The 15,191-nt window shown below is 59.0% G+C and carries 14 protein-coding genes; 7 read left to right on the forward strand and 7 right to left on the reverse strand.

The features are described 5' to 3' along the window. Positions 1-412 precede the first annotated feature (412 nt). On the forward strand, positions 413-2,974 hold the full coding sequence (gene nirB / locus ABJ99_RS06410; protein WP_054085096.1) for a nitrite reductase large subunit NirB: 2,562 nt from the start codon (positions 413-415) through the stop codon (positions 2,972-2,974). Beyond that, a complete protein-coding gene (nirD, locus tag ABJ99_RS06415; protein ID WP_054085097.1) occupies positions 2,974-3,360 on the forward strand; it encodes a nitrite reductase small subunit NirD in 387 nt (128 codons plus the stop codon). The genes nirB and nirD overlap by 1 nt, the downstream gene beginning before the upstream one ends. 60 nt (positions 3,361-3,420) lie before the next feature. Here the strand turns inward: nirD and ABJ99_RS06420 are convergent, their stop codons facing one another. Further along, positions 3,421-4,419 carry an alpha/beta fold hydrolase gene (locus ABJ99_RS06420; RefSeq protein WP_054085098.1) on the reverse strand — a complete coding sequence of 333 codons (999 nt, stop codon included), beginning with the start codon at positions 4,417-4,419 and terminating at the stop codon, positions 3,421-3,423. Between the two features lie 247 nt (positions 4,420-4,666). On the opposite strand from ABJ99_RS06420, the gene ABJ99_RS06425 reads away from it, so the two are divergent. After that, complete coding sequence (locus ABJ99_RS06425; protein WP_054085099.1) at positions 4,667-5,596, forward strand: LysR family transcriptional regulator; 930 nt, start codon at positions 4,667-4,669, stop codon at positions 5,594-5,596. Here ABJ99_RS06425 and pstB read toward each other — a convergent pair whose 3' ends face one another. The 4 genes from pstB to pstS all read right to left on the reverse strand — a co-directional run bounded on the left by pstB (position 5,597) and on the right by pstS (position 9,359). Beyond that, positions 5,597-6,376 (reverse strand): phosphate ABC transporter ATP-binding protein PstB, encoded by a 780-nt coding sequence (gene pstB / locus ABJ99_RS06430; protein ID WP_024646511.1) that lies wholly within the window; start codon positions 6,374-6,376, stop codon positions 5,597-5,599. Further along, complete coding sequence (gene pstA, locus ABJ99_RS06435; RefSeq protein WP_005618859.1) at positions 6,376-7,260, reverse strand: phosphate ABC transporter permease PstA; 885 nt, start codon at positions 7,258-7,260, stop codon at positions 6,376-6,378. The genes pstB and pstA overlap by 1 nt, the downstream gene beginning before the upstream one ends. Further along, positions 7,257-8,252, reverse strand: a complete 996-nt coding sequence (gene pstC / locus ABJ99_RS06440; RefSeq protein WP_005770815.1) for a phosphate ABC transporter permease subunit PstC — start codon at positions 8,250-8,252, stop codon at positions 7,257-7,259. Before pstC ends, pstA begins: the two co-directional genes overlap by 4 nt. 81 nt (positions 8,253-8,333) lie before the next feature. Next, positions 8,334-9,359 (reverse strand): phosphate ABC transporter substrate-binding protein PstS, encoded by a 1,026-nt coding sequence (gene pstS, locus ABJ99_RS06445; RefSeq protein WP_054085100.1) that lies wholly within the window; start codon positions 9,357-9,359, stop codon positions 8,334-8,336. A 564-nt stretch (positions 9,360-9,923) separates the two neighbouring features. Here pstS and ABJ99_RS06450 point away from each other — a divergent pair. Beyond that, entirely contained in the window at positions 9,924-10,202 is a 279-nt protein-coding gene (locus ABJ99_RS06450) for a hypothetical protein (RefSeq protein ID WP_054085101.1), read from the forward strand. A gap of 127 nt (positions 10,203-10,329) precedes the next feature. After that, complete coding sequence (locus tag ABJ99_RS06455) at positions 10,330-10,635, forward strand: hypothetical protein (RefSeq protein WP_054085102.1); 306 nt, start codon at positions 10,330-10,332, stop codon at positions 10,633-10,635. Here the strand turns inward: ABJ99_RS06455 and ABJ99_RS06460 are convergent. Continuing rightward, the gene (locus tag ABJ99_RS06460) at positions 10,611-12,299 is read right to left on the reverse strand and encodes a VRR-NUC domain-containing protein (protein WP_054085103.1); all 1,689 of its coding nucleotides are present in this window, start codon (positions 12,297-12,299) and stop codon (positions 10,611-10,613) included. The genes ABJ99_RS06455 and ABJ99_RS06460 overlap by 25 nt on opposite strands. A 170-nt stretch (positions 12,300-12,469) precedes the next feature. On the opposite strand from ABJ99_RS06460, the gene ABJ99_RS06465 reads away from it, so the two are divergent. Beyond that, positions 12,470-12,970: a nucleoside 2-deoxyribosyltransferase gene (locus ABJ99_RS06465; RefSeq protein WP_054085104.1), complete on the forward strand. Its 501-nt coding sequence runs from the start codon at positions 12,470-12,472 to the stop codon at positions 12,968-12,970. Between the two features lie 113 nt (positions 12,971-13,083). On the opposite strand, the gene ABJ99_RS06470 is transcribed toward ABJ99_RS06465, so the two are convergent. After that, complete coding sequence (locus ABJ99_RS06470; RefSeq protein ID WP_054085105.1) at positions 13,084-13,986, reverse strand: LysR family transcriptional regulator; 903 nt, start codon at positions 13,984-13,986, stop codon at positions 13,084-13,086. 105 nt (positions 13,987-14,091) lie between these two features. Between ABJ99_RS06470 and ABJ99_RS06475 the strand changes: the two genes are divergently transcribed. Next, on the forward strand, positions 14,092-15,174 hold the full coding sequence (locus ABJ99_RS06475; RefSeq protein WP_054085106.1) for an AbrB family transcriptional regulator: 1,083 nt from the start codon (positions 14,092-14,094) through the stop codon (positions 15,172-15,174). The last annotated feature ends 17 nt before the right edge of the window (positions 15,175-15,191 follow it).

The raw sequence follows: 15,191 nt of genomic DNA on the forward strand, positions 1-15,191 counted from the left end.
GCTCTGCGTCCGATCTTGAGTGAGCATGACGCGGGGCGTGATCTCGACCGCATTTGAGGCAGCGAACAGGCCATACGCACCAATCCAAGGCAATAACCGGAGCGGACTGTCACGGCATATTGCCCCGCAAACACCGCTACACCGCAGCCAGAAAGTCCCAACAACAAACTGGCACATCCTCTGCATAACCCTGAATAGCCCCACCCTGAATGTGGTCAGGCTTGCCTCGGTTGATCGATGTCGATTGCCAGTCTCGCAGAGACCAGAGGGCTACTCAGGTGCATCCGGCAACGTGGCTCGATGACACCCCCGAATTTCCGATAAGAGAACAGGCAAAGGCGCCTGGAACCGAAAGGTTCCGGGCGCTTTTTTTTGCGTTGAAAAACCTGATTGGCCTCGGCCGGGACTCGCTATGAACACCACAGTCTTCCCCCCCAACGATGTAAAAACCCTGATCGTCGTCGGTAATGGCATGGTCGGGCATCATTGCGTCGAGCAGTTGATCGCAGGCGGCGCGCTCGAGCGCTATCGTATCCATGTATTTGGTGAAGAAGCGCAGCGCGCCTATGACCGCGTGCATCTGTCCGAATACTTCACCGGCCGCGACGCCGAATCGCTGGCCATGAGTGAAATGGCTGTCTACGAACGGGCCGGCCTGACCTTGCACCTCGGCGTTCCAGTGCTGGAGATCGACCGTGACCGTCACGAGATCATTACCGCAGAAGGCTGTTTCTGTTACGAAAAACTGATCCTGGCCACCGGCTCCTACCCGTTCGTGCCCCCCATTGAAGGCGCACACGGCAATTCGCGGCTGGTCTATCGCACTCTCGAAGACCTCGACAACATTCGTTACGCCGCCTCCAAAGCAAAGCGCGGCGTGGTGGTCGGTGGTGGCTTGCTGGGGCTGGAAGCGGCCAACGCCTTGAAGTCGCTTGGCCTTGAAGCGCACGTGGTCGAGTTCGCCCCGCGGCTGATGCCGGTGCAACTGGACGACCACGGAGGCGCCGCCTTGAAAGCGCGTATCGAAGCGCTGGGCGTCGGCGTGCATCTGTCACGCGCCACGCAGTCGATCAGTGACGGCAAGCAGTATCGCTATCGCATGAACTTCGCCAACGACGAGTTTCTGGAAACCGACCTGATCGTGTTCTCTGCCGGCATTCGTCCGCAAGATGCGCTGGCTCGTCAGTGCGAGCTGCAACTCGGTCCGCGCGGTGGCATCGCAATCGACGAGCACTGCCGCACCAGCGATACCGATATCTATGCGATTGGCGAATGCGCAGCCTGGAATGGCAGCGTGTTCGGCCTGGTGGCGCCCGGCTATCAGATGGCCCGCGGTGTGGCGGCGCAATTGTGCGAGAAGGACACCGAGCCGTTCTTCGGTGCCGATATGTCCACCAAGCTCAAGCTGCTGGGTGTGGACGTTGGCTCCATTGGTGACGCCCATGGCGCACTGGCCGGAGCGGTCAGCTATCGCTACATCGACGAAGCCACCGCCAGCTACCGCCGTTTGGTCGTTTCAGCCGATGGCAAGCAGGTGCTCGGTGCGGTGCTGGTCGGCGACAACAGTTATTACGACACCCTGCTGCAATACGCGCAGAACGGCATCACCCTGCCCGCTGACCCGTCGAGCCTGATTCTGCCGCGCGGTGAAGGCGCGCCGACGCTGGGCGTCGATGCCCTGCCCGCCACGGCGACGGTCTGTTCCTGCCACAACGTCAGCAAGGGCTCGATCTGCGCGGCCATCGACAATGGCTGCAGCGATCTGGCCGGGATCAAGGCCTGCACCAAGGCAGCCACCGGTTGCGGCGGTTGCACGGCGCTGCTCAAACAAGTTTTCGAACACGAATTGATGGCCCGTGGCGTGGCGGTGGACAAGAGCCTGTGCGAGCACTTCGCGTATACCCGCCAGGAGCTTTACTCGATGGTCCGCGTCGAAGGCATCGAGAGCTTCGATGAACTGATGGCTCGTCACGGCAAGGGCGCGCATGGCTGCGACATCTGCAAACCTGCGGTCGGCTCGATTCTCGCCTCGTGCTGGAACCGGCCGATCACCGAGCCTTCGCTGGTGCCATTGCAGGACACCAACGACACGTTCATGGCCAACATGCAGAAAAACGGCACCTACTCGGTCGTACCGCGTATTCCGGGTGGCGAAATCACTCCGGACGGGTTGATCGCCATTGGTGCAGTGGCCAAGAAATACGACCTGTACACCAAGATCACCGGCGGTCAGCGCATCGACCTGTTCGGCGCGCAACTGCACGAACTGCCGGAAATCTGGAGCGAGCTGATCGCTGCCGGTTTCGAGACCGGCCATGCCTACGGCAAGTCCACCCGCACGGTGAAATCCTGCGTCGGCAGCACTTGGTGCCGCTATGGCGTACAGGACAGCGTCGCCATGGCGCTGCGCATCGAGGACCGTTACAAGGGCCTGCGCTCGCCGCACAAGCTCAAGTTTGCAGTGTCTGGCTGCACCCGCGAATGCGCCGAAGCGCAGAGCAAGGACGTTGGCGTGATCGCCACCGAGAACGGCTGGAACCTGTACCTGTGCGGCAACGGCGGCATGCGCCCGCGCCACGCCGAGCTGTTCGCCACCGATCTGGATGATGAAACGCTGATTCGCTACATCGACCGCTTCCTGATGCTCTACATCCGCACCGCCGACAAACTGCAACGCACCTCGGTCTGGCGCGAAACGCTGGAAGGCGGCCTGGACTACCTCAAAGCGGTGATTCTCGATGACAGCCTGGGCCTGGCCGCCGAGCTTGAGTCGCAAATGCAACTGGTGGTGGACCGCTACGAGTGCGAATGGGCCAACGCCCTCAAAGACCCGGAAAAACTCAAGCGCTTCCGCACCTTCGTCAACGACGGGCGCAGCGACCCTGATGTGCACTTCGTCAAGGAACGCGCTCAGCGCCGCCCGGCAAAACCGGAAGAACTGGCGCTTATTCCGTTGTTCAAGGAGGTGGTGTGATGAACTCGTCTGAAGCGACGCTGACTGCAGAAAACACTTCTTCCGCGCTGCAGCCGCACTGGTATGCCCTGTGCGAGCGCAAGGATCTGGTCGCTAATTCCGGCGTGGTGGCCTGGCTGGACGGTAAGCAAGTGGCGCTGTTCTATCTGCCTGACACAGCGCAAGGTGAACAACTGTTTGCCATCGACAACCGCGACCCGAAGTCAGGGGCCAATGTGATCGGACGCGGGCTGATTGGCCAGGTTGCTGGCGAGCTGGTCATCGCCTCGCCGCTGTACAAGCAGCACTTTCGCCTGCACGACGGCCGTTGCATCGAGTACCCGGAACAGCGCCTGGACGTCTGGCCGGTGCGCCTGAACGGCGAACGGGTGGAAATTGCGGTCTAGCGTGCAGAACGCGACAACCTGATCACTGACAGATCAGGTTGTCGCATGGCTGCCAGCGGCTTACTTGAGTTCAGACACCAGCGATGTGTTGAAGCCCGCGGGATCCTCCATCTGCGGGGCATGCCCCAGGCCTTTGAACTCGACCAGTTTAGCGCCCGGAATCATCTGCGTGACCTGCTTGCCCAGCACCTTGTACTGACCAATCTTCGCCTTGACCTCCGGCGGCGCGATGTCGCTGCCGATGGCCGTTGTATCAGCATCGCCGATCATAAGTACGGTCGGCACCTGCAACTTCGGAAATTCATAGAACACCGGCTGGGTGAAAATCATGTCGTAGATCAGCGCCGAGTTCCAGGCCACGATCTTCTGCCCCGGCCCCTTGTTCAGACCGGCCAGCATATCGACCCACTTGTCATACTCGGGCTTCCAGCGGCCGTCGTAATAGGTCTTCTGCTCGTAAGCGCGAATGCCTTCGGCGGTGGTCTTCAGCTCGCGCTCATACCACTGATCCACACTGCGATACGGCACGCCAAGGGCTTTCCAGTCCTCCAGACCAATCGGGTTGACCATCACCAGTTTTTCGGTCTGTTTCGGGTACATCAAGGCATAACGAGTGGCCAACATGCCACCCGTGGAGTGGCCGATCACCAATACTTTATCGATACCCAGTTTTTCCAGCAGCGCGTGAGTGTTGATCGACAGTTGCTGAAAGCTGTACTGGTAACGCTCAGGCTTGGTTGACGTGCAGAAACCGATCTGGTCGGGCGCGACAACCCGGTAGCCCGCAGCACTCAACCCCTTGATGGTGTCTTCCCAGGTGGCGGCGCAGAAATTCTTGCCATGCAGCAGCACGGCAGTGCGACCATTGGCCTTGCCGGTGGGTTTGACATCCATATAGCCCATTTCCAGAGTCTGACCTTGCGACTCGAACGGGAATTTCAGCAGCGGATGAGGATACGCGAAACCCTCCAGTTGCTGACCGTAGCCAGTTGTTTCGGCCAGCGCCGTGGCTGACAGTGTCAAAGACATCAACATACCGGCAATCTTTGCAGCCCGCATAAGGGGCACCTCCTGTAAATGGAATCGCATGCTTGAACCGCTGAATCGTACGCGGCGGACCTGCAAGTAGACCCTGTTTCCTACAACAGATTCGCCCTTTTCCTGCCAACAGAACCGTAAGCAGACGTTTCGTCATGCGCATTTCCGGCGCTGGCAAAACGCTGGACGCCTCCTGCCGTGCCTGCCTAGACTGGGCCATTCGTTACCGGCCATAGTGGCCAGCCGGGTCTGATGCCAAGGAACAACAATGAATCGAAATGAACTGCGCAAGGCCGACATCAACCTGATGGTGGTCTTCGAGACCTTGATGCAGGAACGAAACGTGACCCGCGCAGCGGAAAAGCTGTTCCTTGGCCAACCCACGATAAGCGCCGCCCTGAATCGCCTGCGCAACCTGCTCGATGATCCGCTGTTCATCCGTGTCGGCCACCGCATGGAACCGACGGCTCGCGCCCACGAAATCCTCAAACACCTGACACCCGCGCTGGACGCGATGTCCACGGCACTGAGCCTGACCACCGATTTCGACCCGTCGGTCAGCCAGATGACCTTTCGCATTGGCCTGACCGACGATGTCGAGTTCGGCTTGCTGCCGGCCATGCTCAAGGCCATTCGCCGGGAAGCACCGGGGGTAGTGATCGTAGTCAAGCATGTCGACTACCTGAATATCTCCGAAGTGCTGATGTCCGGCGACATCACCGTCGGCGTGTGCCTGACCCGCGAGCTGCCGGCCAATGCCAAGCGCAAGACGTTGCGCAACGTGCAGCCGCGCCTGGTGCGTGCCGACAAACCCACCGCGCCCATGAGCATGGACGAGTACTGCTCAAGGCCGCACGTCGTGGTGTCGCATGTGGCGAGTGTCAGCAGTTTTGCGGATGAGTGGCTGACCGCGCTGGGTCGCAAGCGTCAGGTGGTGCTGTCGGTGCCGCAATTCACCACCCTGCCCGCACTGATGGCAGGCACCGACATGATTGCCGGGCTGTCCGACTACGCGGCGAAGGCCATGAGCGCATTGGGGTTGCTGTATGACGAGCCATTGCCCTTCCCCACGCCGGGGCTGGACCTGTCAATGACATGGCTGAGTGTGATGGACAGCGACCCTGCCGAGCGCTGGTTGCGCAGCAGGATCGAGGAATTCATGGGCGAGCGCCGGGAAGCGCCCGCCCTGGCGGGTTGATCAGCCGAAACGACCGGTGATGTAGTCTTCGGTCTGGCTCTTGGAGGGCTTGGTGAAGATGGTGTCGGTGTCGCCGTGCTCGATCAGTTCGCCCATGAACATGAACGCCGTGTAGTCCGAGCAGCGTGCCGCCTGCTGCATGTTGTGGGTCACGATGATCACAGTGAACTGCTCTTTGAGCTCGGTGATCAACTGTTCGATACGACCGGTCGAGATCGGATCGAGCGCGGACGTCGGCTCATCCAGCAGCAACACCTGCGGGCGCAACGCGATAGTACGGGCGATGCACAGACGCTGCTGCTGACCGCCGGAAAGACCGGTCGCGCTCTGCTTGAGCTTGTCCTTGACCTCATCCCACAACGCGGCTCCACGCAGTGCCTGTTCGACACGATCTTCCATTTCGCGGCGCGACAGTTTTTCATGGTGCTTGATGGCGTAGGAGATGTTGTCGTAGATCGACATCGGGAACGGCACAGGCTTCTGGAACACCATACCCACGTGACTGCGCAGGCGGTTCATCGAATAGCCCGGCGCCAGGATGTTCTCGCCATTGAGCAGCACTTCGCCGCGCGCTTCCTGTTTCGGGTACATCGCGTAGATACGGTTGAACACGCGCAGCAGGGTTGACTTGCCGCAACCCGACGGGCCGATGATCGCAGTGATGCGCTTCTCGGGAATGGTCATGTCGATGGACTTCAACGACTTCTGGTTGTTGTAGAAAAACTCCAGACCGCGCACTTGGATCTTGGTTTTTTCGTTGGCCAGGGAAAGGTTGTTCATCAGGACGCCCTATTGCGCAGAAGAATTAAGCGAGACAGCAGACTCAGTATCAGTACGAACAGCGTCATGACCAGTGCACCGGCCCATGCCAGGGAGTGCCAGTCTTCAAACGGGCTCATGGCGTACTGGAAAACCACCACCGGAACACTGGCGATTGGCTTGAGCAGATCACTGCTCCAGAACTGGTTGCCGAAAGCGGTGAAAAGCAACGGAGCGGTTTCGCCGGTGATGCGTGCCAGCGCCAGCAATACGCCGGTGACCACGCCCGCTTTGGCGGCGCGCAGAACGATTTGCAGGGTCAGTTTCCACTGCGGCACGCCCAGCGCCAGCGCAGCTTCACGCATGGTCGAGGGTTGCAGTTGCATCATTTCGTCGGTAGTACGCACCACCACCGGGATGACCAGAAGCGCCAGGGCCAACGCCCCAGCCAGTGCGGAAAAGCCGACCTGATGGCCCGTCACCGCGTTGAGCGGCAGTACCACGACCGTGTAGACGAACAGGCCGAGCACGATGGAAGGTGCCGACAGCAGGATGTCGTTGATGAAGCGAACCGTGTTGCCCAGTTTGGTGTAGCGGGCAAACTCGGCCAGCCAGATGCCGGCCATCAGGCCGATCGGCGTACCGATCAGCAGGCCGATGCCGGACATCAGCACGCTGCCGTAGAACGCGTTTGCCAGACCACCCTCAGTGCCAGGCGGCGGGGTCATGCCGGTGAACAGTTGCAGGTTGAGCGCGTCGATGCCTTTGATGATGGTGGTCAGCAGAATCCACACCAGCCACAGCAGGCCGAACGCGGTGGCGCCGCAGCTGAGCACCATCGCGATCTTGTTTTTGAAGTTGCGAGCCCGATAAATGCGCTCGCTACCCGTCATGTCCTTACTCATAACCCCTCCTTACGCGAAAGGCGTGACAGCATCAGACGTGCGAGGGCCAGCACGATGAAGGTGACGATAAACAACAGGAAGCCCAGAGCGATCAAGGCCGAACGGTGCAAGTCGGTATAAGCCTCGTTGAACTCGTTGGCGATCACCGAGGCAATCGAGCTGCTGGGCATCATCAGCGACGCAGAGAATTGGTGAGCGTTGCCCAGAACGAAGGTCACCGCCATGGTTTCGCCCAGCGCGCGTCCCAGGCCGAGGAAAATGCCGCCGACCACTGCCGAACGGGTGTAAGGCAGCACGATGTCCCAGACCACTTCCCAAGTGGTGCCGCCCAACGCGTAGGCCGATTCCTTCAGCGCCACAGGGACGGTGCGAAAAACTTCCTGCATTACCGAGGTAATAAAGGGCGTGATCATGATTGCCAGCACGATACCGGCCGTCAGCATGCCGATGCCCAACGGCGGGCCCTGAAACATCGGGCCGATCAATGGCAGCGCGCCGAGGTTTTCGGTGATCCACGGTGACAGGTGTTCAGCCATGAACGGGCCAAACACAAACAGCCCCCACATGCCATAGATGATCGAAGGGATACCGGCCAGCAGTTCGATTGCCGAGGCAATCGGCATGCGCAGCCAGGGCGGAGCCACTTCGGTCAGAAAAATTGCGATGCCGAAGCTCACCGGAACGGCGATCAGCAACGCCAGAAAAGAGGTAACCAAGGTGCCGTAGATCGGAACCAGTGCGCCGAACTTGCCGGCGTTCACGTCCCACTCGGTACTGGTCAGAAACTCGAAACCGAACGTCTGGAATGCCAGACTGCCGCCCCACAGGGTCGACAAGGCGATACAACCCAGCAAAGCAAGCACCAGCATCGCTGCAGCTTGCAATGAACGCTTGAACCACAGGTCATGACGATGATCCCGTTTGGCGCGCTTCTCGCCCTCGGACTCACCAGCGGAGACATTCGCGGACAGGTATTGGGTGTTTTCAGTCATGTTGAGGCCACTCGCAAGGAAAAGCCCCTGTCACCGAGCCGATATCGCGGCTGATGACAGGGGTGGTACGGGTTGAATCACTTACTTGGTGAATTCCGTTTTCCAGTAGTTTTCTACGCGATCAACCAGCGATTTCGGCAACGCGACATAGTCCAGTTTCTCGGCCTGTTTCTGGCCGTTTTCCAGGGACCATTTGAAGAAGTCGAAAGCAGCGGCGCTTTTCTCTTCGTTCTTGGCTTTCTTGTACATGATGATCCAGGTCGTCGCGGTGATTGGCCACGCAGTGTCACCCGGAGCATTGGTCATGATCAGGTTGAAGTCCTTGGCATCTTCCCACTTGGCCGAGTCGGCAGCAGCAGCAAAAGCCTTGGCGTCTGGCTTGATGTATTTGCCAGCGGCGTTCTTCAGCTGGGTGTAGGACAGCTTGTTGGTGACCGCGTAGGAGTACTCGACGTAGCCGATCGAACCCTTGATCTGCTTCACGTAGGCAGAAACACCTTCGTTACCCTTGCCGCCGACACCGGCTGGCCATTGCACGGTCGAACCGAATTTCAGCTTCTCGTTCCACTCCGGGCTGACTTTGCTCAGGTAGTTGGTGAAGTTGTACGTGGTGCCCGAGCCGTCCGAACGGTGAACGACGGTGATCGCAGTCTCAGGCAGTTTCACGCCTGGGTTCAGAGCGACGATTTCAGGGTCGTTCCACTTCTTCACTTCGCCCATGAAGATCTTGGCGAGCAATGCGCCGTCCAGCTTCAATTCACCGCTTTCAACGCCTTCGACGTTGACGATCGGCACGATACCGCCGATCACGCTTGGGAACTGGCCCAGGCCGCCGGCTTGCAGGTCTTCAGCGGACATTGGAGCGTCGGATGCGCCGAAATCAACAGTCGCTGCCTTGATCTGAGCGATACCGCCGCCCGAACCGATCGACTGGTAGTTGATGCGGTTTTTTGAGTCGTTGCTTTTGCTGTAGTCCTGGGACCAAGCGGAAATAACCGGGAAAACGAAACTCGAACCAGCGCCGGTTACGTCAGTCGCGTGGGCTACACCGCTGAGGCACAGCGAAGCGATCAGAAGCGACAAGCGTTTTTTAGTCAGCAGTATCACGGTAATACCTCAGTCCAGGAGATTGTGTGGTGGCCCAGATAAGGAGGCCCGAGGCGGATTTAAAACCTGAAATGTTGCTGTTTAATGACAATCAAACGAATGGTGTCGGCTGGACCCGCCTTCTGCGTCTGATTTTCTGCCCTGATTTCTTTTCGAAAACCGGTTTCGACCAATGTTCATAGGCCTCAAGCGCCTGCTGCCAACAAGTAGCCATTTGCCACTCCCTTAGAGATAGCCAAGAGCCACTCGCGTTATAAAAGTGTAAGAAAGTGTGCATTTTAATAAGCGATAGAAATGACCAGGCGGTCACGTTATAGCTGAATCGACTGAAAAACTGCTTTCTGAGGTCTTTCCGGCACGCTCGGTAAAGGTTGCCAAAGTGAACTCTGAGCGATTCAAGAAGCCGGCACTCACATCACGCTGGTCCAGCGCTCAGATGACCGTTCGTCGGGTTCAACGGCACCTATGGCCACTGGCCAATGACCAATCTGAGTACCTTACTTGATACCTCACTATTCATGGCTGCCTCGAAAGGTGGCCCATTCAAATGACGGAGTCATAACCATGATCAAGACCAAACTGACCGCGCTGACTCTGGCCGGCTTTATGGCTGTCGCTTCCGGTGCAGCGCTTGCCGAGTCGACCCCTGCTAACCCTGTCAACCCGAACGCGACCAAACTGCCAGGCAACAACACCGAGCCAATGGACCGCACCTCGTCCGAAACGCCTGGCGCCAAGAATGAAAGCAAAGAAGCGGCTGCCGAACGTGCGATGAAGCACGACAAGGCCACCCACGGCACCCATGACAAAACCGGCGTTACCGAAAAAACCAAGACCCAATAAGGGTTGAGGCTGCGCGGACAGGGCTTGCACCCTGCCCGCCGGTCGGCCGTCCTGCGAATGCACCGCACTTGTTTGCGTACTCACTGCTCAATGACTGTACCAACAACACTCATAAGAGGTATGCATCATGATCGATAAAAAACTGGCAGCGTTGAGTCTCGCAGCCCTGCTGGCGTGCGTCAGCGCAGGCGCTATGGCGGGTTCGACCGGCCCCACTCATCCGGACAGCGGTGCGATGAAAGTCCCCGGCACCGGCCTGGAAAAGAATGTGGACGGCACCAGTCCTGGAACGCCGGGCACCAGCCCTGGCACTAAAGGCATGGACACGTTGCCCGGCAAAAAAGACAGCTCCAGCGGCCAGTCTTCCGGTTCGCAGCAATCGCCCGATATGGACGATGATGGCGACGATCAGGACGACGACAAGGCGCCTTGATTACGGCACAGGTCTTCGCTTTGCGCGGCCCATTGCACGTAGCACACTTCAACCGGCATACCATGTTCGGCACAGAAATCCAGCCAGCGCAGTTGGTTGTCCTGAAGACGATCCCCCGGCCCCTTGACCTCGATCATCCGATAGCGACGCTGTTCCGGAAAAAACTGGATCAGGTCCGGCATGCCGGTGCGATTGGCTTTGATGTCTTGCAACAGGCGTCTGAACCAGTGCTGCAAGTGTTCCGCAGGCAGGCAGTACAGCGCGTGCTCCAGCAGTTGCGCCGTCAATGTGCCCCAGAACACGAAGGGCGATTGCAAACCGAACTTGCTCTGGAAGTTTTCGCGAATGGTCGCCAGATAGGCGTCTGACTGCAGTTGCCCGATGCAGTCATCGAACAACGCAGCCCTGCGCGGATAGAAATCAGGGCTGTACAGGTCGCTGGGCGCACTGTGAAACGGGTGAAAGAATGCGCCCGGCAGCGGTGCAAAAATCGCCCGCCAGCACAGCAGACCGAACAGGGAATTGATCAGTGTGTTCTCGACATAATGCACCTCACCACCCTGCTCTTCTTCAAGATGCAGCCTGATCAGGCGCTCGACACTTGTTCCCGGTAACGGCGTCACTTGCAGATCAAATCGCGAAACGGTTCGAGCCTTACGTTTGCGCTCGGCAGCCAGCCCAAGCTTGCGTTGCAGCCGGGGCATGACCCGCGATAAATGCTGAGCCTCGGCATCGCTTTCCGGAGCACATCGCGCTTGCTCCGCGAGCGTCAGTGCTTCGGCGTATTGCGCGCTGAGTTCCAGCACCCTGATCTGCCGCGAACGCGCTCCGTAATAGCTGGATTGGCGGTACACCGACATCGCCAGCGGCCAATCCTTTAACCTTTCGGCCTGCTGTCCGATGCGAAACAGCAACTTCGCGCGGCGCATTTGCAACCAGGGATTGCTGCACTGGATGGCAATGACGCGGTCGGCAAGCTCATGCAGTTCGATGCAGGTTTCCAGTGCTTCACGGCAGTCGTGCAATTGCAGGCATACGTCAATGTCGGCGCGCTCGTTGATCGCCCGCGACCCGGCCGAGAACTCGACTTTTTCGTAGCGATAGATCCCCAGATCGGCCAGCACGAACTCAGACCATTCCTGATACAGATTGCCGAAATACAACAGCCGCAATCGATTGCAGAGCGGCATGATCTTCAGGCCGAACACCGCGTCGGACAGCGATGGATGCCAGTGCTCAAGGGGCTGTGGCGTTGCATAGAGGGGCTGCAAGCGTTCGAGCCATTCGTGCTTGCGTTCCGGCCCCTTGGCAGCATGGGCCTTGAAGCACTGGCTCAATTCATCCTTGCGCAGCAGATGGAAAAGCTCGCTCAGCTCAAGCGGCGGACGAGCGTCCACCCATTGCCGTTGCAGCAGCGGCAACACCGCCTGATGAGGATCGCCAATCTCGGCATAACTCAGCTTGCTGGCCCGAAACAGCGCGCCTTTACGCATCACCATGCGCACCAGCAGCCCTTGGGCAGGCTTAGGCAAGTCAGCGAACTCATCAATGAACCGGCGTTCGGACGCGTCGAGCAGGTCGTCGTAGCGCTGGGCAATCCAGGCGAGAACCTGGCGAAAGTTCTCCAGGTAATAAAACGGATTGTCGAGGGGCGAAGTATTCAAGACCAGCGTTCACACAAAGATTGGACAGACCGTCCAAGGATACTGGTTATCCGTACAGATTCCAGCTTAAACAGCTCTCGATCCACGGTCGGCCGATCAATGGCGTGTTTCCCCGGACAGCCAGTCAGCCGTAATATTGGCGGGATATCATCGGTAGCAGAGAACAGGTTATGCAACCCCCACTGGTTTATCTGGCAGGTTTTGACGTGTTTCGGGCGGACGCCATTGAACACGGTCGTTATCTCAAGGCACTGTGTATGGCGCACGGGCTTGAAGGTCTGTATCCGTTCGACAACGATGTCACGCCCGGACAAACGCCGCAGGAGGCTGCGCAGCAGATTTACGCGATGAACGTTGCGATGATCCATCGCTGCTCTGCGGTGCTGGTCAACCTGAACGTGTTTCGCGGCCTGGAGCCCGACTCGGGAACAGCGTTCGAGGTCGGCATGGCGGTGGCGCTGAACAAGCCGGTGTGGGCTTACTTCGAACCAGTGGTATCGCTGCGCGAACTGGTGCCGCATGACGAAAACGGCTTCGATCAGCACGGCTTTCTGGTCGAAGATTTTGGCTTGCCACGCAACCTGATGCTGGCCTGCAGCTGGGCGGGCACCAGTTCAACCGTGGAGCTGGGAGCCGAGGCGCTGGCGAAGTACTTGAGCGAGCGTACTTGAGCGAGCGATGAGTCCTGCCTGCAAGGGAAACTGTGGCTGAATGCTCATGTGAGAGTGAGCTTGCTCACGAAGGCGATGTGGCAGACAACGCAGCCGATGCTGGCAAAGCATAATCACCCCCACCCCAGAAAATCCCCGCCGTTGTCGCGCAGCATCTGCAGCATTCCCTCTGCCGCTGGCGACAGGTAGCCGCCCTTGCGCAGGGTCACGCCAACGGAGCGTTTCATGGTGGTCTGCTCCAGCGGCACTTCGCGCAAATGCTGCATATTCTTGCCGAATTCCAGCGACTCGCGGGCGATGAAGCTCAGCAGGTTGCTTTGGGCGATCAGACCCGGCAACAGGGAAATCGAGTTGGCTTCGATCTGCACGGTCGGCAATGGCAGACCATGCGCCGCAAAAGTTGCATCCAGCCATTTGCGTGACGATACGCTGGCTGGCGGCAATACCCAACGGTACGCGCACAGGTCGCTCATCTGCGCTGACGTCTTGAAAATCGGATGCTTTTTGCTGGCAATGACCACGGCTTCATCCTTGAGCACCGCAAAACTGGTCACGTCGTCGCTGTCCGGCACCAGCCCGCAGATGATCATGTCGAGTTGCCCGGAGCGCAGGGATTCGCGCAGCAGGTCATCTTGGCCGATCACCAGCTTGAACGTGACGTCAGGCGTGCGCTGCAACAAGGCCGAGGTCAGTTTCGGCATCAGATACTCCGCCATGGTTGCCGCACAGCCAACGCGGATGTTGCCCACCATACCGCTGGCAAAATCCCTCACCTCGCGCTGGGTCTGCGCGATGCTCTGTTGCAACTCCTTGCCCCGCGCCTGCAACAGCTCGCCGACCGGCGTCAGCTTGATGCGCCGCCCGTCCCGCTGAAACAGCCGCGTGCCGAACGATTCTTCCAGGCGCTGGATGCTTTTGGTCAGCGCAGGCTGGCTGCGATTGAGCTTTTCTGCAGCCCGCCCGAGATGGCCGAGCTCGGCGATGGTTTCGAAATAGGTGAGATCGCGCAGGTCCATATCTATCAACCAAAGTTATCAATTCATGATTATTAGAAAATAGACTTGATGAGTCCCGATGTCGATACTGTGCGCATGCGATTCATCTCATCAAGGAGAACGTCCTTGTCACAGGCTGCACGTGTTTCGATATCCACCCTTCCCCCGCTGGCCCAGTGGGCGGGCCTGATCCTCATGGCAGGCGCGGCTGGCCAGTTGCTCAGACTGTTCGATATGCCTGCCGCGATGTTCCTCGGCCCCATGTTGGTTGCCATCTGTTTTGGCGTATCAGGTGCAACCATCCGCATGCCTAAACGCCTGTTCCAGCTGGGCCAGGGCACCGTGGGTGTGCTGATTGCCCATGCAATGTCGGTCAGCGTATTAATGACCGCCCTGCAATCCTGGCCAGTCATGCTGCTGGCGACGGTGCTGACCGTCGTACTCAGCGCGGCGGTCGGTCTGGTTCTGGTGCGTTTTGCCGGCATCCCGAGCAACACGGCTGCCTGGGGCACTTCGCCCGGCGCAGCATCGGCAATGGTCGCGATGTCTGAAGATTACGGCGCCGATTCGCGAATCGTCGCCACCATGCAATACGTGCGGGTCGTCTGCGTGGTGACGGTCGGCGCACTGGTCAGCCATGCGATCGGCGCCTCGGTTGCCGATTCACCCGCCAGCGTGACCGTGGTCAACAGCATGAGTCTGCCTGATCTGGGTCTGAGCCTGACCGTGATTGTCGTCGGTGTACTGCTGGGCTCGCGGTTACCGGCAGGAGCGTTGCTGGTGCCTTTGCTGCTGGGCGGTGCGCTGCAATTGAGCGGAGTGATGCAGATCACCATCCCGGACTGGCTGCTGCCAATCGGTTACGGCGCCATCGGTTGCTACGTCGGGCTGCGTTTCGATCAACCAACCGTGCAGTATGTATGGAGACGACTGCCGATGATGATCCTGGCCTCGCTGTTGTTGATCGTGCTTTGCGCGCTGTCGGCGTGGTTGATCGCCGAGCTGATGGAAAAGGATTACCTCTCGGTCTACCTGGCCACCAGCCCCGGCGGCCTGGATACCATGGCGATCATTGCCATCGATACGCATGCCGACGTCGGCTTTGTCCTCGCCATGCAGACCTTGCGTCTGTTCGGCGTGATTCTGACCGGCAGTTTTCTAGCCCGGCAGATCATTCGGCTGACGGACAAGCGCATCCCTGCGCTTTGATCCCGAGTTGACGATTG

Source organism: Pseudomonas syringae pv. cilantro (assembly GCF_001293775.1).
Taxonomy (GTDB): Bacteria; Pseudomonadota; Gammaproteobacteria; order Pseudomonadales; family Pseudomonadaceae; genus Aquipseudomonas; species Aquipseudomonas syringae_P.